The sequence below is a fragment of the Bacillus sp. J33 genome (genome assembly GCF_000518885.1).
Classification (GTDB): domain Bacteria; phylum Bacillota; class Bacilli; order Bacillales; family Cytobacillaceae; genus Cytobacillus.
The window spans coordinates 97,952-116,933 of the sequence record NZ_KI912519.1; the positions used below are offsets into that span (position 1 = coordinate 97,952).

General features: G+C 41.8%; 18 protein-coding genes. All 18 read right to left on the reverse strand.

What is annotated here, in order from left to right; translation table 11 throughout:
• Nucleotides 1–103: 103 nt before the first annotated feature.
• The gene (hslU, locus tag L634_RS0129965; RefSeq protein ID WP_026585543.1) at nucleotides 104–1,510 is read right to left on the reverse strand and encodes an HslU--HslV peptidase ATPase subunit; all 1,407 of its coding nucleotides are present in this window, start codon (nucleotides 1,508–1,510) and stop codon (nucleotides 104–106) included.
• Nucleotides 1,511–1,528: 18 nt separating this feature from the next.
• Complete coding sequence (gene hslV, locus L634_RS0129970; RefSeq protein WP_026585544.1) at nucleotides 1,529–2,071, reverse strand: ATP-dependent protease subunit HslV; 543 nt, start codon at nucleotides 2,069–2,071, stop codon at nucleotides 1,529–1,531.
• Nucleotides 2,072–2,390: 319 nt separating this feature from the next.
• Complete coding sequence (xerC, locus tag L634_RS0129980) at nucleotides 2,391–3,293, reverse strand: tyrosine recombinase XerC (RefSeq protein ID WP_026585546.1); 903 nt, start codon at nucleotides 3,291–3,293, stop codon at nucleotides 2,391–2,393.
• 63 nt (nucleotides 3,294–3,356) lie between these two features.
• Nucleotides 3,357–4,664 carry an FADH(2)-oxidizing methylenetetrahydrofolate--tRNA-(uracil(54)-C(5))-methyltransferase TrmFO gene (gene trmFO, locus L634_RS0129985; protein ID WP_026585547.1) on the reverse strand — a complete coding sequence of 436 codons (1,308 nt, stop codon included), beginning with the start codon at nucleotides 4,662–4,664 and terminating at the stop codon, nucleotides 3,357–3,359.
• A gap of 407 nt (nucleotides 4,665–5,071) precedes the next feature.
• Entirely contained in the window at nucleotides 5,072–7,147 is a 2,076-nt protein-coding gene (gene topA / locus L634_RS0129990) for a type I DNA topoisomerase (RefSeq protein ID WP_026585548.1), read from the reverse strand.
• A gap of 776 nt (nucleotides 7,148–7,923) precedes the next feature.
• Nucleotides 7,924–8,799, reverse strand: coding sequence for a DNA-processing protein DprA (gene dprA, locus L634_RS0130000; protein ID WP_026585550.1), 876 nt, complete (start codon nucleotides 8,797–8,799; stop codon nucleotides 7,924–7,926).
• Nucleotides 8,800–8,946: 147 nt separating this feature from the next.
• Entirely contained in the window at nucleotides 8,947–9,849 is a 903-nt protein-coding gene (gene sucD, locus L634_RS0130005; protein ID WP_026585551.1) for a succinate--CoA ligase subunit alpha, read from the reverse strand.
• A gap of 125 nt (nucleotides 9,850–9,974) precedes the next feature.
• Nucleotides 9,975–11,135 (reverse strand): ADP-forming succinate--CoA ligase subunit beta, encoded by a 1,161-nt coding sequence (sucC, locus tag L634_RS0130010; RefSeq protein WP_026585552.1) that lies wholly within the window; start codon nucleotides 11,133–11,135, stop codon nucleotides 9,975–9,977.
• A gap of 313 nt (nucleotides 11,136–11,448) precedes the next feature.
• Nucleotides 11,449–11,745 (reverse strand): EscU/YscU/HrcU family type III secretion system export apparatus switch protein, encoded by a 297-nt coding sequence (locus tag L634_RS0130015; RefSeq protein WP_026585553.1) that lies wholly within the window; start codon nucleotides 11,743–11,745, stop codon nucleotides 11,449–11,451.
• On the reverse strand, nucleotides 11,742–13,646 hold the full coding sequence (locus L634_RS0130020) for a hypothetical protein (protein WP_026585554.1): 1,905 nt from the start codon (nucleotides 13,644–13,646) through the stop codon (nucleotides 11,742–11,744). Before L634_RS0130020 ends, L634_RS0130015 begins: the two co-directional genes overlap by 4 nt.
• 11 nt (nucleotides 13,647–13,657) lie before the next feature.
• The gene (locus L634_RS0130025; RefSeq protein ID WP_026585555.1) at nucleotides 13,658–14,437 is read right to left on the reverse strand and encodes a ribonuclease HII; all 780 of its coding nucleotides are present in this window, start codon (nucleotides 14,435–14,437) and stop codon (nucleotides 13,658–13,660) included.
• Nucleotides 14,438–14,718: 281 nt separating this feature from the next.
• Nucleotides 14,719–15,591 (reverse strand): ribosome biogenesis GTPase YlqF, encoded by an 873-nt coding sequence (gene ylqF / locus L634_RS0130030; RefSeq protein WP_026585556.1) that lies wholly within the window; start codon nucleotides 15,589–15,591, stop codon nucleotides 14,719–14,721.
• Nucleotides 15,592–15,686: 95 nt separating this feature from the next.
• Nucleotides 15,687–15,842, reverse strand: coding sequence for a hypothetical protein (locus L634_RS33700; RefSeq protein WP_157452485.1), 156 nt, complete (start codon nucleotides 15,840–15,842; stop codon nucleotides 15,687–15,689).
• Nucleotides 15,832–16,383, reverse strand: a complete 552-nt coding sequence (gene lepB / locus L634_RS0130040) for a signal peptidase I (RefSeq protein ID WP_026585557.1) — start codon at nucleotides 16,381–16,383, stop codon at nucleotides 15,832–15,834. Before lepB ends, L634_RS33700 begins: the two co-directional genes overlap by 11 nt.
• A gap of 219 nt (nucleotides 16,384–16,602) precedes the next feature.
• Nucleotides 16,603–16,947: a 50S ribosomal protein L19 gene (rplS, locus tag L634_RS0130045; RefSeq protein ID WP_026585558.1), complete on the reverse strand. Its 345-nt coding sequence runs from the start codon at nucleotides 16,945–16,947 to the stop codon at nucleotides 16,603–16,605.
• A gap of 256 nt (nucleotides 16,948–17,203) precedes the next feature.
• Complete coding sequence (gene trmD, locus L634_RS0130050) at nucleotides 17,204–17,953, reverse strand: tRNA (guanosine(37)-N1)-methyltransferase TrmD (protein WP_026585559.1); 750 nt, start codon at nucleotides 17,951–17,953, stop codon at nucleotides 17,204–17,206.
• Entirely contained in the window at nucleotides 17,953–18,474 is a 522-nt protein-coding gene (rimM, locus tag L634_RS0130055) for a ribosome maturation factor RimM (RefSeq protein ID WP_026585560.1), read from the reverse strand. The genes trmD and rimM overlap by 1 nt, the downstream gene beginning before the upstream one ends.
• Nucleotides 18,475–18,488: 14 nt before the next feature.
• Nucleotides 18,489–18,875, reverse strand: coding sequence for a YlqD family protein (locus L634_RS0130060; protein WP_026585561.1), 387 nt, complete (start codon nucleotides 18,873–18,875; stop codon nucleotides 18,489–18,491).
• Nucleotides 18,876–18,982 lie beyond the last annotated feature (107 nt).

Consider the following 18,982-nt stretch of genomic DNA (forward strand, 5'->3'; position numbering starts at 1 on the left):
ATATATTTTGATAAATATCTTATTGCTTATTGTGGTCATTATTTCATACCAGAATTCTTTTTTCGTCTACCCTTTAGGATGAACATTCAAACAAATCCTATCATTAAAGAATATACTGGCTTAAATCTTTGTTCCGTGAAATGGCTCCCAGCTTTTCCTCTACATATTGAGGAGTAATTGTAATTTTTTCCATTGTGATATCTGGCGCTTCAAAAGATAAATCTTCAAGAAGCTTTTCCATAATCGTATGGAGACGTCTTGCTCCAATGTTATCAGTATTTTGGTTTACATCAAATGCAAATTCAGCAATCCTACGAATAGCATCGTCAGAAAATTCAATTTGTATACCTTCAGTTACCAATAATGCTTCATATTGTTTAATAAGGGCATTATCAGGCTCAACCAAAATCTTATAAAAGTCTTCTACTGTAAGTTTTGTCAGCTCCACACGAATTGGAAAACGCCCCTGCAGTTCAGGAATCAGATCAGAAGGTTTTGCCATGTGAAATGCCCCTGCTGCAATAAATAAAACATGGTCCGTTTTGACAGAACCGTATTTGGTTACTACTGTGGAACCTTCAACAACCGGCAGGATGTCCCTTTGAACTCCTTCTCTTGAAACATCAGCTGTAGAACCTCCGCTGTTTTTGCTGGCTATTTTATCAATCTCATCAATGAATATAATCCCTGACTGTTCTGCACGGTATACTGCCTCCTGGCTGACTTCATCCATATCAATCAGCTTTTGGGCTTCTTCATTTGTTAAGACCTTCCTTGCCTCACGTACAGTCAGCTTTCTTTTTTTCCTGCGTTTTGGCATAAGACTGCCAAGAGCATCCTGCATATTCATGCCCATCTGCTCCATACCCGATCCCTGAAGCATATCAAACATGGATGGCTGCTGTTCTTCTACTTCTACCGTGATGACCTCATTCTCCAATTCACCGAGCGCAAGCTTTTCCTTTACAATCTTGCGTTTTTCCTGAAGATTTATATCTTCTGCCTGGTAAGTATCCTGCTGCTGCTGATCATTTCCACCTCCAAAAAGCATCTCTAGAGGATTTTTATAATTAGCTGTTTTTTTGGCGCCTGGTACAAGCAGTTCAAGAATGCGGCGATTAGCACTTTCTTCCGCTCTCTCTTTAACACTCGCCATTTTTTCTTCTTTGACTAGCCTTACGGATGTTTCCACAAGGTCTCTGACCATTGATTCAACATCTCTTCCCACATACCCTACTTCAGTAAATTTTGTTGCTTCCACTTTTACAAAAGGTGCACCCACTAATTTTGCCATCCGGCGGGCAATTTCTGTCTTGCCCACACCAGTAGGCCCAATCATTAAAATATTCTTAGGATTAATTTCATCACGCAATTTTTCTTCAAGCAGACTCCGGCGATAACGATTTCTAAGAGCTATGGCTACAGCCTTTTTTGCATCCTTTTGTCCAATAATAAACTGGTCAAGCCGCTCAACGATTTGGCGGGGAGTCAAATTTGTTCCTTTACCCATGTAACAGCACTCCTTTTATTAGAGTTCTTCCACAATGATATTATTGTTTGTATAAACACATATTTCAGCAGCCATTTCCAGGGATGCCTTTGCTATTTCTCTGGCTGATAGATGCTCGCCTGCAAATCTTTTTAAAGAGCGTCCAGCTGCCAGTGCATAGTTGCCTCCTGAACCAATAGCCAATATCCCATCATCCGGTTCAATGACTTCACCCGTACCTGAAATCAGCAGCAAACTATCCGTGTTCATAACGATCAGCATCGCTTCGAGCTTGCGCAAAACTTTATCGCTTCTCCACTGTTTAGCAAGTTCTACAGCAGCTCTCTCAAGATTTCCATTGTATTCTTCCAGCTTTCCTTCAAACATTTCAAATAATGTAAATGCATCAGCTACTGAGCCTGCAAATCCAGCAAGCACTTTTCCATTAAACAGCTTTCTTACTTTTCGTGCAGTGTGTTTCATCACAACCGCATTTCCGAAGGTAACCTGGCCGTCGCCGGACATCGCACATTCTCCATTATGATGCACAGCAAATATTGTTGTAGCATGAAATTCAGACATGAAAGACTCCTCCTTTGGAGCATATGCTTTTAGTTTTAGACACTTTTATTCGAGTGCTGATTTTCACTCCAAGAGATGCTTTCCGCAGGCGGTAAGCCCCCTAGGAGCAAGACGCCTATGAGGATTCCCCCCCCAACACGCTCATCCCGCAGGTACATTGTACAATCATTCTTGAATAAAACACTGTATGGAGCAAATTCGAATACATATTCGAGAATCCCGCTCTTTACGCTCCTATCATTAGGGTGCATAATCAAAAATCCTCGTAAGGAAAGCTTTTTTTAACAGCAAATCAATCAGCTATATTATACTTCACCTGTCAAGCCCGAGGATGATGGGCCAAATATGTTTTCTTTAAATATTCGTTTGTTACATGCGTATAGACCTGGGTTGAAGATAAAAATGCGTGCCCAAGCAGTTCTTGGACGGTTCTCATATCAGCTCCATTGGCCATTAAGTGTGTGGCAAATGTGTGGCGCAGCATATGAGGGTGTATCTTCCCCGTCAAAGTGGATTTTTCAATCAGCTTATTAAGAATTTCCCTTATGCCTCTTGCTGTCAGCGGCCCTCCGCGTGCATTAAGAAACAAATTCTCAGAGGAACTGCCTTTAGACAGCAATTTTTTTCTCCCGCCATTTATGTACCTTTCAAGTGCATCGTGTGCGAAACTGCCAAATGGGATATAGCGTTCCTTGCTGCCCTTGCCCTGCACAAGAACAGTAGACAGGTACATATCCAAATCCTTAAGCCGAATCCGGCTGCACTCGCTTACTCGCATACCTGTTGCATATAGAAGCTCAAGAAGCGCTTTATTGCGTTCTCCAAGCGGGGTACTGTCATCACATGCTTCAAAAAGCTGCTGCAATTCTTCTTCATAGAAAAACTCAGGCAGCTTCTTTTCTGCTTTCGGAATAGAGACTAGGGCAAAAGGATTTTCAGCCACAAGGTCCTCTCTTAGCAAAAACCTGAAGAAACTCCTTATACTTGATATCTTGCGGGCTACCGATTTTCGTGCCATTTTTTTTTCAAACAGCATGGTCAAAAAAACCCGGACATCCTGATAATCCACAGTCTCCAAATTCGGTATTGCTTGTTCAGACATGAACATAAGAAATTCCCTAATATCATGATGATAATGTTCAATTGTATATTGTGAGTAGTTTTTTTCAATTTGTAAATATTCAATAAACAACTTTAAAGAAACGTTCACATTTTCGGGCATTATTTATTCACCTCGCAAGGGCTACTAAATAGTATCACAATTCAATAGCCCATGCAATATAATTTACAAATTTTTCACAAAGTTCTGAATTGTTTCCAATGCTCTTTCAGCATGTTTTTCATTTCTTTCCTTTTTCCCTTTTATCTTTACAGGAAGATCAGGAAGCAAACCAAAGTTTGCATTCATCGGCTGAAAATTCTTTGGGTTTGCCGTTGTAATATAACGTGCCATGCTGCCAATTGCCGTTTCAGGAGGGAATTCAATAGGAGATTCCCCTCTCACAAGCCTTGCTGCATTAATTCCCGCCACTAGTCCGCTGGCTGCCGATTCTACATAACCTTCAACGCCAGTCATCTGTCCCGCAAAAAATAAATCGTCTCTGTTTTTAAACTGGTAAGTGGCTCGCAGCACTTTTGGAGAGTTGATAAAAGTATTGCGGTGCATTACTCCGTATCGTACAATTTCAGCATTTTCGAGACCCGGTATTAAACGGATTACTTCTTTTTGCGGACCCCATTTCAAGTGAGTCTGAAAACCAACAATGTTATAAAGCGTTCCTGCCGCATCATCCTGGCGCAATTGTACCACTGCATATGGTCTTTTTCCTGTTTTGGGATCTTCCAAACCTACTGGCTTCATAGGGCCAAAGAGCATTGTCTTCTTTCCGCGATTTGCCATAACCTCAATTGGCATGCAGCCTTCAAAGAATATCTCTTTTTCAAATTCTTTTAATGGCACTGTTTCAGCTGATGTCAGCGCTTCGTAAAAACGGTCAAACTCTTCTTCTGTCATAGGACAATTTAAATATGCAGCTTCTCCCTTATCATAGCGGGATTTCAAATAAACTTTGTCCATATCAATCGAATCTTTTTCAATAATCGGCGCTGCTGCATCGTAAAAGTATAGGTAATCTTCCCCTGACAGTTCTTTCAGCTTCCCTGATAAAGCTTCACTGGTAAGGGGCCCGGTAGCGATAACAGTTGGACCTTCCGGGATATCCGTAACTTCCTCATTTATTACAGTAACATTTGGATGGTTTTTAACTTGTTCCGTAACTCGCGCAGCAAAATCATGGCGGTCAACAGCAAGTGCACCGCCAGCAGGAACTGCACTGCTATCAGCAGAATCGATAATGACTGAATTAAGCTTGCGCATTTCTTCTTTTAGGACACCAACAGCGTTCGTTAAAGTGTTGGCACGAAGAGAGTTGCTGCAAACAAGTTCTGCAAACTTATCTGTATGATGTGCTGGAGTCTGTTTAACAGGCCGCATTTCATATAATCGAACCTTTATCCCTCTGCTTGCAAGCTGCCATGCAGCCTCACTGCCTGCCAGCCCTGCACCTATTACATTTACTGCTATATCTGACATAATACGAACCTCCACAAATACTTATGTTCAAAATGACCCAATTTAATTATATTTAAAAACAGTCTCTCTTACTTTACCCTGTTCTTATACATTTTGCCATTTTACAATACGATTTAAAAATAAAAAAGTTTCATGCCTATAAGAAAAGCGTAAGCGCCTTGCCCACGAATGAACGCAGACTAAGAACGCCACGTCCTGTGGCAACGTCTGCATGACCCGCATCCTGCGGGCCTCAAGCACAAGGCGAGCCTCACGGAAAGGCGTTCTTTGCCTTTCTGGGAAGGTTGGCTTGTGACCTCAAGTGGGTAGGCACTGGAGCTGGACAGCTTTAAAAACAAAAGCCTCCAACTGGAAATATTCTGGATTCCCCACCCGCAATAGAAAAGAGTGAGCGTTTAAGCCCACCCTTAACTTTGCTTTTCTTCTTTGTAGTCGCATTCTACGCACTGAACCTGGACACCTTTTTTGAGTTTTTTCTCAACAAGAAGGTTGTCACATTTCGGACAGCTTCTTGGCAGCGGCTTATCCCATGAAATAAAGTCGCAATCCGGAAATCTGTCACAGCCGTAAAAGATCCTGCGTTTTTTGCTTTTTCTTTCTATTATATTTCCTTCTTTGCATTTCGGGCACTTGACTCCAATATCTTTAACAATCGGTTTGGTGTTTCGGCAATCCGGGAAATTGCTGCAGGCCATAAACTTGCCGTATCTGCCCATTTTGAAAACCATCGGACTTCCGCACAGTTCGCAATCTTCCCCTGCAGGTTCATCCTTGATTTCAACTTCCTGCATTTCTTTTTCCGCCTTCTCCAGGCGCTTTTCAAAGTCCCCGTAAAATTCATCAATGATCTGGACCCAATTCACTTTGCCTTCTTCCACATAGTCCAGGTCTTTTTCCATTTTCGCGGTAAACTCAATATCAAGGATTTCCGGGAAAAACTCCATCATCAGCTCATGAACAATTTCTCCGAGCTCAGTAGGAACAAAACGCTTATTATCCAAGGCGACATATCCCCGCTTTTGGATGGTATCCAGAGTCGGCGCGAAAGTTGAAGGACGCCCAATGCCCTGTTCTTCAAGAGTTTTTACCAGCCTTGCTTCCGTGTATCTAGGGGGAGGCTGAGTAAAATGCTGTTTTGGTTCGATATCCTTCTTAAGCACCTCATCCCCTTCCTTTAAGTCAGGAAGCATATTATCTTTTTCTTCAGACTGGTCATCCGTTCCCTCTACATAGACCTTCATAAAGCCTGGGAATTTCACCTTGGAGCCAGTAGCACGGAAAATCACTTCTCCGTTTTTAAGGTCGACACTCATAGTATCCATAATCGCTGGAGCCATTTGGCTTGCGACAAATCGCTCCCATATGAGCCTGTATAATCGAAGCTGATCCCGCGACAAATATTCTTTCAAGCTTGCAGGTGATCTTAATGTACTTGTCGGGCGGATGGCCTCATGGGCATCCTGGGCATTGCTGTTTTTCTTCTCTTTTTTCTTTCCGCTCTGCAAAAACTCTTTACCGTATGAGCTTTGAATATATTCAGCTGCTTCGTTTTGGGCAAGTTCGGAAATTCGTGTCGAGTCTGTTCTCATATAGGTAATTAAACCGACCGTTCCTTCTTTTCCAAGATCAATGCCTTCATAAAGCTGCTGGGCAAGCATCATTGTTTTCTTAGCCCGGAAATTCAATTTTCTTGCAGCTTCCTGCTGCAGGGATGACGTCGTAAATGGAGCAGCTGGGTTCCGCTTTCGTTCTTTTTTTGTAACAGAAGCGACTTCGAATTTATTGCCCTTCATTTTCCTTAGTATATCCTGGACATCGCTTTCAGACTTTAATTCAACTTTTTCATTTTCCAATCCGTAAAAAGCTGCCTCAAAGGCTGTTTTTCCTTTTAAGAACTCCCCATCAATGGACCAGTACTCTTCTGGTACAAAGCTCTTGATTTCTTTCTCACGGTCGATTATTAATCGTACCGCAACGGATTGGACCCTTCCTGCACTTAAGCCCTTTTTCACTTTCTTCCATAGTAATGGGCTTATGTTATAACCAACCAGCCTATCTAGCATCCTTCTTGCTTGCTGTGCATCTACCAGGTCCATATTAATTGCCCTTGGATGCTTAAAAGATTCTTTTATTGCATCCTTTGTAATTTCGTTAAAAACAACACGGCATTCAGAATTAACATCCATATCCAAGCTATGTGCCAAATGCCAGGCAATAGCCTCACCTTCACGATCCGGGTCAGCCGCGAGGTAAATCTTCTTAGCCTTTTTGGCCGCAGACTTAAGTTCCTTTAAAACAGGACCCTTCCCCCGAATGGTTATGTACTTTGGTTTAAAGTTATTTTCCACATCTATTCCGGTTTGGCTTTTAGGCAAATCCCTAACATGCCCCATGGAAGCTTTCACTTTGTATTTTTTTCCTAGATAACGTTCAATCGTTTTCGCCTTAGCAGGTGATTCGACGATTACAAGAAACTCTGACATCAATAGTCCTCCTTGAGAGGGAATTTTTCATTCAGGCAAAATCAATTTTGAAGGACTTCTGCTCGCCTTATATAAAGATTGATCTTTGCGTCTTTGGCTGAATGGCCATTTATATATCCATTTCCGGATGACGGTATTGCCACTCCGGATCAAACATTATTTTTCGTTTTATTTTTAGTATGCCAGTTCCCTTTTAACCAGCTTTACTGTACATCTCCGTGAAATATTCATTATTATTCTACATTCTATTCAGGTTTGTCAAACATAAACGGACTTTTTTCGAAACCGTTTACAACGATTAACCAGAAAATCCCAAAATGCACACGGTGTGATTTCCTTTCAGATACCTGTTGCAAAATGTATAACAGTTTTAATAGAATTTCAACCCTTTTGTAAAAAATCCTTTAAATTAACTTATAAAAAAAGGGCACATTTCTCATAAATTGTTGTTTTTATTTTGCCCGTTGATTTCCAATGCGGGCACTCAAGCTTTCCCCGCGGGGAGGAATGTGAGCCTCCTCGGCTTCGTATGGGGGATCTCCCACTCCCTCTCTTCTGAGCAAGACATTGAAAAAGAATCCATTAATAAACACCTCGCCGCAAGAAAATGCGAATGCATTTTCGAGGATCAATTCCCTCCGCTCCAATTAACTCAGTTTGTTAACCTTAGCTAGCCCTGAAAAGCAACAAATTTTAGCAAACAGCGTAAAAAAAAGATTTTTATTGCAGGAAAGAGGGCCCACCGGTAAGAATCAAGACTTACTTTCTTCCATTTTTTAGTACATGAATTCATCCAGAATATCTTCAGCAGTTTTAACAAGCTTGGCCCCTTGCTGGATCAATTCATTAGAACCTGCTGAATAGGCGCTTAAGACGCTTCCCGGGACTGCAAAAACATCCCTGCCTTCCTGGACTGCATAGTTAGCGGTTATGAGAGAGCCGCTTTTGCTTTTAGCCTGTATGATCAAGGTTCCTCTGCTAATCCCGCTGATTATGCGGTTCCTCATTGGAAACTGCCACCGCGATGGCCTTGTGTTAGGCGGATATTCAGAGACGACAAGATGATTTTCCATCATCTCATAAGCAAGCTTTTGATTAGCCTGGGGGTAAATATGAAATAGACCTCCTGCTATAACACCAATTGTTCTTCCTCCATGTTTTATAGCCTCTCTGTGTGCAATTCCATCTATACCGGCTGCCAGTCCGCTCACAATAATTATGCCGGTTTCTATTAGCTTCGGAAATAAATGCTGAATTACTCTTTCGCCATACTCAGTCGCCTGCCTGGAACCGACTACGGCAAGATGGGGCCCAATTTTTAATAGTCTAACATCTCCTTTCGCATATATAACCCAGGGAGGCTGGTATGTTTCTTTTAATAAATCAGGGTATTCTTCATCGAAAAGAGTGATAATTTTAATGTCATTAGGGGAGTATTGGCGGATTTGCTCATGTATCTGTTCAGAATGCAGGTCACGAAGAGCTTCTGAAAGGGCATCATGACTATTAAACAATGGCGAAGCTGAACGGTAAAAAGATTCATTGTAAAGAGATTTCAATTGGGGATCTTTTTTAAGGATGTTTAAAATCATTTTCCAGCTTACACCCTTGCAATGGTGCAAATGGGCAAGCCTCATATTGAATTCTTCCATGGAAAACCTCCTGAGTTGATTTTTAAATTGAAGATTAGAAAGTAGAGATGGGAATTTAGCGGGGACTTGCGATGTAGAAATAGTCCCCCATTATACCGGGGGACTACTCTTACAGTGATACAGGTGTAATTACCCATTAATTATAGATTAATGAGTTTTACACTTATCATAAAGGCCTTTTTCTTTTAATACCTTAATTAAAGTTTCACCCATTACGGATGGAGTATCTGCTACTTGGATTCCGCACTCGTTCATAACACGGATCTTTTCATCAGCAGTTCCTTTTCCTCCGGAAATGATGGCGCCGGCATGGCCCATACGCTTTCCTGGAGGTGCAGTGCGTCCGCCGATGAAGCCTACAACAGGCTTAGTCATGTTTGCTTTAACCCATTCTGCAGCTTCTTCTTCAGCTGTTCCTCCGATTTCACCAATCATGATTACAGCGTATGTTTCAGGGTCTTCGTTGAATGCCTTTAATACATCGATGAAGTTTGTTCCGTTAACTGGGTCTCCCCCAATACCAACTGCAGTAGATTGACCGATGCCAGCCTGAGATAACTGGTGTACTGCTTCATAGGTCAATGTTCCAGAACGGGAAACAACCCCAACATGCCCTTTAGTATGGATATATCCGGGCATAATACCAATTTTGCACTCTTCAGGAGTAATAACACCTGGACAGTTAGGCCCAACAAGGCGAGTTTTCTTGCCCTCCATATAACGCTTAACTTTTACCATATCCAACACAGGAATATGTTCGGTGATACAGATTGCAAGATCAAGTTCTGCATCAACCGCTTCAAGAATCGCATCTGCTGCGAATGGAGCCGGAACATAGATTACTGAAGCGTTGGCACCTGTTGCTTTAACTGCTTCCTCTACAGTATTGAAAACGGGAACACCCTCTACTTCGGTACCGCCTTTTCCTGGAGTTACACCGCCGACAATTTTAGTTCCGTATTCAAGCATTTGCTTTGTATGGAAAAGGGCAGTCGAACCAGTAATCCCTTGAACAATAACTTTAGTATCCTTATTAATAAATACGCTCACGTTAATTCTCCTTTCTGGTCTAACGAGTGACCTTCAGGGGTTCCCGGTGCTAAAGCCAATCATAGGAAACTGCTCCTGTCTGGCTTTATGCTGCCGGTACCTGAACGGCCGCTCAATTTTTAGTTTTAACCTACTAATGTAACGATTTTTTGTGCGCCGTCAGCCATTGATTCAGCTGCAATGATATCAATATCGGATTCAGCAAGGATTTTCTTGCCCAATTCTACATTTGTACCTTCCAAACGTACAACTAAAGGCACACTTAAGCCTACTTGTTTCGCTGCTTCCACTACACCAGTAGCGATGACGTCACATTTCATGATTCCGCCAAAGATATTAACAAAAATACCTTTTACGTTTTTATCAGAAAGGATGATTTTGAAAGCCTCTGTAACTTTCTCGGCAGTTGCTCCGCCCCCAACATCAAGGAAGTTAGCAGGGTCTCCGCCGTAATGCTTAACGATATCCATAGTGGCCATCGCCAATCCTGCACCATTAACCATGCAGCCGATATTTCCATCAAGGGAAATGTAGCTTAAATCGTATTTTGAAGCTTCAATTTCTTTTGGATCTTCCTCTTCTAGGTCGCGAAGCGCCAGAATATCTTTTTGGCGATATAAAGCATTTGAATCAAAGTTTAATTTCGCATCCAATGCCATTACTTTTCCGTCGCCAGTAACAACAAGCGGATTGATTTCAGCGATTGAGCAATCCTTGTCAATGTACGCTCTGTATAAGCCCATCATAAACTTGACAGCTTGTCCCACTAGTTTGCTTGGAATATTGATATTGAAAGCAATTCTGCGGGCCTGGAATGCTGTCAGACCAAGGACTGGATCGATTTCTTCCTTGAAGATTTTTTCAGGAGTTTTTTCTGCCACTTCTTCAATTTCAGTGCCGCCCTCTTCAGAAGCCATTAATACAACGCGGGAAGTTGCACGATCCAATACTAAACCAACATAGTATTCTTTTTTAATGTCACAGCCCTCTTCGATAAGTAAGCGCTTTACTTCCTTTCCTTCTGGGCCAGTTTGGTGTGTCACAAGTGTTTTTCCTAAAATTTCACTTGCATATGTACGTACTTCTTCTAAATTTTTGGCAACTTTTACACCGCCAGCTTTTCCTCGTCCACCAGCATGGATTTGAGCTTTAACAACACAAACCTCAGTGCCAAGTTCTTTGGCAGCTTCAACAGCTTCCTCAACCGTAAATGCAACTTTTCCGTTCGGAACTGCTACCCCGTATTGTCTGAGGACTTCTTTACCTTGATACTCATGTATATTCATTTCCCATCCTCCTATCTAACTGTTCAAAAATATAGACTGCGCTTTCATTTTATAAAATGACACTACCCTTGTCTACCATTTACTCTAAAATATTATATTTCTTTAAAAATTAAAAATATTAAAAAGCAAAAAAACCCCTATAAGCACAGTAATTTCAGGCATAAATAATCATGAAATTATTTTATTGAAATAAAGAAAACCGCCCGACTGAGCAGTTTTCTATCATTAAATATTAATTGTTTTCCGACAGCTTCACCAATGGAAACGCTATCATAAATTAATCACTATTTTTTATTTGGTTTCTTAAAATAAATTATTTCTCCCCATGCATATCGCCCGCTGCTTGGTCTGTCCTGTAAATAAATGCAAAGACCTCAGCAACAGCCTGAAAGAGTTCTTCAGGTATTCTTTCATTCATATCCAGTTTCCCCAGCAGTTCTACCAGAGTTGGGTCCTCCTGCACCGGGATGTTGTGTTCCTTGGCTTTAGCAAGAATGTTTTCAGCAACCAGACCTCTTCCCTTTGCGGAAATTCTTGGAGATGCTTCCACATTGGGATCATACGTAAGGGCTACTGCTTCTTTTTTAGAACTACTTTCCCCACTTTTCATATTTTCAAATCCACTCCCGTGAAATGGCTTGGCTGTCCAACAAATGTTATTGGTTTTCGTTTAGCCATAGAGCTTCCATCTTTATCCGGCTTTTGGAAGGTTACCGAGGACAATTTATAGTTCAGCTTATCCAAATTTTCTCTTAATTTTGCAATAAGTGGAGCTGAAAGTGGCTTCAGAGACTCATGGCCGTTAACAACAGAGATATTCATAACCCTGTTTTGGATATGTATGTCAACCATGGTTTCTTGCAAATACTCCAGATTTAAATAGAATAGGACCCGGCAATAGCTCGGATCAATTTCTCCCTTATCTGTTTTCCTTCCGCTCCATTGCATTGTCAAATCGGTCACTTTCCCCCATAATGCAACGGGCAGCTGAAGCACAAGATGCTGCTGCGGTCCTGTTTCTTGTGAGAGGGCCTGGAAGCCTGTTATTTTATGCAGTAGCCTTTCGGCAGCATCTTTTACTGAGAACGGCAGTTCTTCGTTTAAAAGGCCTATTAGCAGCGGTTTAAGCATGTTCAACTTGCCAGCAGCTTCATCCCCTGGCATCTCTGGAAATTTAGCCAGATCATGTTCATAGGATAACCCTAGTGTATGAATAAGAATTTTTAAGTGGCTTTTTATGTTTTGCTGATCGTACCTTAAGGGGGTGTCAGTCTGAATGCTGGTTTTCAAGTCTGATAATAGCGTTCTTTCCTGTGTTTGCAGTCTTGCTTCAAGCAATCCGGTCTCCCCTGCCAAATAGCTTCCCAGGTTTACAGATGCTTGTTTAAGCTTACTTTCACCGAAAATTGATGATAATCCGACTCCTGATACCGTGAGGTCAACATCTCTTTTTATAAGCAATACACCTTTTATAAGGGGCAGGATCCTATTCTCTTCAACAGGAATGGAGAGTCGTCCTATTCGAGCATGAATGAGCATTCTTTGTATCTCGTTTAAAATTTGAGTTTGACTGGGGAATCCTTGTGTGCCGCCAATCATCCTGCCAATTTTCGCCAGACTTAGTATAAACTCTTGCCTGCTGCCTGTTTGATTAGATTGAAGCAATTCCTTTAAAGCATCCCCAATCAAAGGCTTTATTGGACTATTGCTATGTAAGCTCAATCCATCTATTGCCTTCTTTAATTCTATTGTCTCACTAGCGTGTTCCGCAACAAGTTTAAAAGCTTTCATGATATTGAAAGCTGCTTGTGAGTTCGCCTCGTTTTTTGGAAATAGCCAGGCGGACGCAAGTTTTTCTGCTGCGGCTTGACCAGATTTTTCCCGTATAGTCTTTGATAATTCATTTAATAGGCTGCTTACTTTCTGGCCCCTGGGAGAAAGTTCATTTTGTTTTAGCTTTTCTATCAAATTTCCCATAAGGTCTGTTAGCGGTTCCCCGTCCAAGGCAGTTGACAGCGACAAGACAACCTCTTTTGTGAATGGCAATTGCCTGACCATCAGCTCTTTTACTGCACGAAGCAAACCTTCAAGCGGTTCTCCATCCTTAAGCAGATCGGAAACAAGCAGTATCGTATCTGCTGTAATAGGGAGCTGTTCCTTTAGAAAAAACTGTACCAGCATTTTATGTTCTTTCGATGCAGTCAATCCAAGCTGACTAAGCAGGCTCTCAATTGGTGATTCCCTTTTCGCTAGGCCTCCTGAATCCATAACCTTAAGCCGCAGGACCCCATCACCAGGCTGAACTTTAAACCAGTACCTGCTGTTTGCCGATAAAGACATTTCCAGATGAGCAATTGCTTTATGAGAGCCTAATTGAACCTCTGCTGTCTGATTAGGAAATAGCTTTGTTATTTTCCCGTTAATAATTTGCCCTGGCATAAAGGTTTTAGATTTTCCTGAATAGCTCTTGTCTTGCCCTATTAAATCCCGGATTATTTCAGAGGGCTTCATGCCTTCACCTTCTATTCGCTTTCTGCAATATAATCCTTGACCGGAGAAAAACTTTTTCGGTGATGCGGAGTTATGCCGTTTGTTTTTATGGCTTCAAGATGCTCTTTTGTCCCATAGCCCATATTTTGGGCAAACCCATATTCCGGGCAGCCGGCTCCAATTTCTGCCATCAAGCGATCTCTTGTAACTTTAGCAATAATTGATGCAGCAGCAATCGAGATACTTTTGCCATCTCCTTTAATTATTGCTTCCATCGGATAAGGCGTTAAAAGCTTAACTGCATCTACCAGGAGAAAGTCAGGTTTTGGGCTCAATCCTGCTACCGCTGTCAGCATTGCTTTTTTTGTTGCTTCAAATATATTAATTCGGTCAATCTCCTCCGGCTCAATTATGCCAATGCTGATTGCTTCAGCTTTAGCCTTTATTACTCCATAAAATTCATTCCTTTTTTGCTCTGAGATTTTTTTTGAATCATCAAGGCCCGGCAAAAAGAAGTTTTCTGGCAGGATGACTGCTGCGGCAACGACTGGTCCAGCGAGGGGACCTCTTCCCACTTCATCAATTCCGGCAATTGATTTAAACCCTTGAGCCCGATATTGATTCTCATATTGTGTCATTTCAATATGTTTTTCCCGGATTTTTTTCTGAAGCTGCTGCCGTGAATGCCATTTTGATAAAAGCTGCTGTACGCCTTTTCTGTCATCTTCTTTTATAGAAAGCATAAATGGATCATTTTGTTCTTTAATTGAATTGAGTTTCTCCTCTATTTGGCGAATCGTCAATCTAGCCATTTCTTTCTCCTTTTATTTCTTGGCTGTGTTAAAGCTGAATGTTGATTTTAGCACTCTGTTTATTGGAGCGGAAGATGCTAATCCCGCGAAAACGCAAACGCACTTTCTTACAACAAAATGTTCATTCAATGTCCTGCGGGAAGAGCGTCGGTCCGCCCTCGGTTCGCTGAGCACCTGGATAGGAAATCAACAGGCAAGTTTAACAGAACCTATTTCTTAGATTATGTATCGGCATTTTTCCAAAAAAATAAAGGCCTTCAAAATAAAGAAGGCCTCATAGGCTATTCGGCTTTATTCTTCTCAGCCATTTCCTGAGGCAGCTCCAATGTGATTGGCCCCAGCTTTTCTGAACGGAATTCTCTGATTACCAATTCAGTTACTTTATCATAATCAATTTCTCCCCCGCCCATTAGACAGCCGCGGAGCTTTCCGATTTTATCAAATAGCTCTACAATATCTTCAGGTATTTCATCGATCTGAAACCGGTCCTTTAGCCGTTCAGGATATCTTTCCCCAAGGAAACGAAGTGCATAAACTGCTACATCCTGGAGATTTAATATAGTATCTTTGATTGCCCCAGTCAAAGCAAGCTTTAGACCCACTTCCTGGTCTTCAAATTTCGGCCAAAGAATCCCAGGAGTATCAAGAAGCTCCAGTTCCTTCCCCACTTTTATCCACTGCTGTGCCTTTGTCACCCCTGGAGTATTTCCAGTCTTTGCGATATTCTTTTTGGCAAGCCGGTTGATTAAAGTCGATTTGCCTGCATTCGGAATTCCAACAATCATCGCCCGTATCGCTCTTGGTTTGACACCCTTTGCTTTCATGCGGTCAAATTTCTCTTGGAGAATTTCCTGAGAGGCAGAAACGATTTCCTTCATTCCTTGTCCTGCCTGCGAATTTATCGCAAGGGCTCTGATGCCCTGTTCTTCAAAATGTTTTTTCCACTGTTTAGTTGCTTCTCGATCAGCCATATCGGCTTTATTGAGCAAAACAAGGCGCGGTTTGTGCTGGATAATTTCATCAATCATCGGATTGCGGGATGAATACGGAATTCTTGCATCAACCAGCTCAAAGATTATATCTACAAGCTTTAGTTTTTCTGTAACCTGCCTTCGGGCTTTTGCCATATGGCCAGGAAACCATTGGATAGTCATGGCTGGCACCTCCCTGCTTAAATGATCTGTTTAAAAACCAGGGCAGCCCCTGGCTTCTTTTCTTTTGGCTATTTATCATAATTTGTTGTTTTTACTTATAAATTTTGCGCGTTGATTTCAGCACGAGGCACTCGCTTTCCGCGGGGTCTCCCGCTTACACGCTTCTCCCGCAGGAATCTTGCACCTTCCGCTCCAATCAACAGGGTGCTAAAATCAACAATAAGCTTTAACACAGCCATTTTAATTAACAATGCGAATATCTTCTATAGGCCAATAAATAATGCCAGCGTCACCTAATACTTCTTCAATGGGAACAGCTCCAATATGGCGGCTGTCCTTGCTGAAACGGCGGTTATCGCCCATCACAAACAAATGGCCCTCAGGCACTGTCTCGTGCCCGATTTTCTCTTTTAGGGTAAACGGTTCCGTTAATGGTCCATCTATAACCTGCTTTTTATACTCATCTAAATAAGGCTCTTCATACGCCTTGCCATTAACATAAAGCGTATCATCTTTGTATTCAATCTTATCGCCAGGGAGCCCAATCACTCTTTTAATGTAGTCTTTGTTTTCCGGCGCGTGGAAAACGATAATATCAAATCGCTCCGGCTCTCCAATTTTATAGCTGAATTTGTTCACAATCATTCTGTCCTGATCATGCAAAGTAGGCATCATGGACAAGCCGTCAACCACAATCGGCGCAAATAAAAAATATCTTATAACTGCCGCTAGCAGGACTGCGATCACAAGCGCCTTTGTCCATTCCCACAACTCATTTTTCTTCTTTGCCATTCAATTCCCCACCATTCTTCAGTCAAAAATAATCCTTTTAGGCTGCCTGTCCCTCAGGAAGTCTTTTCTATTTTTATTTTACAAAAATTTGCCTCAATAAACACGATGGGAATCTTATTTATATATTATTTAACATTTATGTAATATTATAAGGCCAGAAAGCTTTTTTGCTTTATGAAAGAAAAAGGAGCTTGATAATCAAGCTCCTTCATTTCTTTATTAACGAATTTCTTTAATACGAGCTTTTTTACCGCGCAGGTTACGCAAGTAGTAAAGTTTCGCACGGCGGACTTTACCGCGGCGGATAACTTCAAGCTTCGCAATCTTTGGTGTGTGTACAGGGAATGTACGCTCTACGCCTACACCGTAAGAAATCTTACGAACTGTGAAAGTTTCGCTGATTCCACCACCACGACGCTTAATCACAACTCCTTCGTATACCTGAACACGCTCACGGTTTCCTTCGACGATACTTACGTGTACACGTACAGTGTCACCAGGACGGAAAGACGGAAGGTCAGTACGAAGCTGTTCTTTTGTGATTTCTGAAATTAATTTATGCATCGTTTTCAACTCCTCTCAACAGATGCTCTTGCACAACCTTTCTGCTTGCAGCGGAACATCGTTATCAGACACCGACTGAACTAGTTCAGCCTTAGTCACAAAAAGTATCATACCATACCTGGACAGCAACTTCAATGTTATTTGCGTTCTTTTTTAATAAATTTGATTCTTTTACACTTGGGTCCGCAGGATATAGAATAAGCATCACTGAATAAACATCGCACCACTAAAAAGAATAATCTTTTGGAAGGAGAACCTACCCCTTGTGATCAAGCCTTTCTGCTTTTATTTCTTCAAGCCATCTTTTCTGTTCTTTTGTTAATTCAGCATTTTCAAGAAGATCAGGTCGCCTCATATAAGTTCTTCTTAGCGATTCCTTGGCTCTCCATTCTTCAATTAAGCGATGATTCCCTGACATTAAAACGTCTGGGACCTTGATGCCCCTGAAGTCAGCAGGGCGGGTATAATGAGGGTGCTCAAGGAACCCTGTGCTGAACGAGTCTTTTATATGGGACTCTTCGTTGCCCAAAACACCCGGGAGCAGGCGTACGACGCTATCGATTACGACCATTGCTCCCAGCTCGCCGCCTGTAAGGACAAAATCCCCGATTGAAATCTCATCGGTTACCACATGTTCCCGTATTCTTTCATCGTATCCTTCATAATGGCCGCACACAAAGATTAAATGGTCCAATTCAGCCAGCTCTTCCGCTTTCCGCTGCGTATAGCGCTCACCCTGAGGACAAAGCAATATCACCCTCGGTTCTGTGTCCCCCTTGCCTCGGAGGTCATCAACAGCATCAAAAATAGGCTGTGGCTTCAGCACCATGCCCGCTCCCCCGCCATAAGGGTAGTCGTCCACAGTTTTATGCTTGTTGGCTGCATAGTCCCTGAAGTTTACGACATTATATTCCACCGCTTCGTTATCAGCCGCTTTTCTTAAAATGGAATGGCCTAAAATCCCATCAAACATTTCTGGAAAAAGAGTAAGAACATCGATTTTCATCATGTAAGCAGCCCTTCAATCGCATTGATTACTACTCGCTTCTCTTTCACATCTACTTCTTTGACAACATCTTCAATATATGGAATCAGAATCTCCTTGCCGCCTTTTCCTTTAATGACCCATACATCATTGGCTCCTGGCGAAAGGATTTCTTTGATTTTACCTACTTCTTCACCTTCCAGCGTTTTAACTGTACAGCCAATAATTTCGTGATAATAAAATTCATCTTCCTCAAGAGCTCCAAGCTGGTCCTCGGATACTTTTAATATGCCGCCCTTCATTTTTTCAATCTGGTTAATATTTTCATACCCTTCAAAGGTTAGCAGATCGAATGACTTATGGGTTCGATGGGATTTCACCGTCAATTCCAGCGGTTCTCCCTTTGAGTCCGGCATAAATAAATACAGTTTGTTTCCAGGCTTATACCTTTCCTCAGCAAAGTCTGTTTTTGAAATGACTCTTGCCTCTCCTTTAATGCCATGGGTGTTTACAATCTTCCCGACGTTGAACCATTTCTGCATGTTAATTATCACCTCTAGCGGATTTCATCAACAATACCATCTTTTATGATGATTGTTTTCCCTTTTTCTATGTCTTCCCAGCGAGACCCTTCTTCAACCTCGATAATCGCCTGGACTTCCTTTTCTTTCAATTCGCTTCCTAGTGGTAGCATATGTAATTGTTCTATTTGAAAATCGAGCAGTTTGACTTTTTCCTGCCTCGTTTGAATTTCTTTTTCAAAATGCTTGATTAAACTGGCTGGATGGATTTTTTTTGTTTTTTCCTGTCTCTTTAGCTCAAACCTCAGCTGATCACACTCTTTTTGCAGCTGCTGTTTTTTGGCCGCATAGCCTGCAAGCAATTCTTTTTTGCTGTTTTCTGTCAATACCTGTTTGACTGTTACGGATTGAATAATTTTCATATACAGCGCCTCCCAAACGCATTAGCCGAAAACATAAACGGCCTTTCTGACAATCATGTCGATTCTAGTTGGCGATGTGTTTAAATTATTAAATTGTAGGCTCTGTT

Coding starts and splice junctions, on each gene's coding strand:
- lepB (WP_026585557.1), bottom strand. CDS start 16,383: ATGGCAAAGAAGAAAAATGAGTTGTGGGAATGGACAAAGGCGCTTGTG.
- ylqF (WP_026585556.1), bottom strand. CDS start 15,591: ATGACTATCCAATGGTTTCCTGGCCATATGGCAAAAGCCCGAAGGCAG.
- xerC (WP_026585546.1), bottom strand. CDS start 3,293: ATGCCCGAAAATGTGAACGTTTCTTTAAAGTTGTTTATTGAATATTTA.
- rimM (WP_026585560.1), bottom strand. CDS start 18,474: ATGCAGAAATGGTTCAACGTCGGGAAGATTGTAAACACCCATGGCATT.
- trmFO (WP_026585547.1), bottom strand. CDS start 4,664: ATGTCAGATATAGCAGTAAATGTAATAGGTGCAGGGCTGGCAGGCAGT.
- sucC (WP_026585552.1), bottom strand. CDS start 11,135: ATGAATATACATGAGTATCAAGGTAAAGAAGTCCTCAGACAATACGGG.
- trmD (WP_026585559.1), bottom strand. CDS start 17,953: ATGAAAATCGATGTTCTTACTCTTTTTCCAGAAATGTTTGATGGGATT.
- dprA (WP_026585550.1), bottom strand. CDS start 8,799: ATGGAAGAATTCAATATGAGGCTTGCCCATTTGCACCATTGCAAGGGT.
- topA (WP_026585548.1), bottom strand. CDS start 7,147: ATGTCAGAGTTTCTTGTAATCGTCGAATCACCTGCTAAGGCGAAAACG.
- L634_RS0130025 (WP_026585555.1), bottom strand. CDS start 14,437: ATGGCTAGATTGACGATTCGCCAAATAGAGGAGAAACTCAATTCAATT.
- L634_RS0130060 (WP_026585561.1), bottom strand. CDS start 18,875: ATGAAAATTATTCAATCCGTAACAGTCAAACAGGTATTGACAGAAAAC.
- L634_RS0130020 (WP_026585554.1), bottom strand. CDS start 13,646: ATGAAGCCCTCTGAAATAATCCGGGATTTAATAGGGCAAGACAAGAGC.
- hslU (WP_026585543.1), bottom strand. CDS start 1,510: ATGGGTAAAGGAACAAATTTGACTCCCCGCCAAATCGTTGAGCGGCTT.
- hslV (WP_026585544.1), bottom strand. CDS start 2,071: ATGTCTGAATTTCATGCTACAACAATATTTGCTGTGCATCATAATGGA.
- L634_RS0130015 (WP_026585553.1), bottom strand. CDS start 11,745: ATGAAAAGTGGGGAAAGTAGTTCTAAAAAAGAAGCAGTAGCCCTTACG.
- rplS (WP_026585558.1), bottom strand. CDS start 16,947: ATGCATAAATTAATTTCAGAAATCACAAAAGAACAGCTTCGTACTGAC.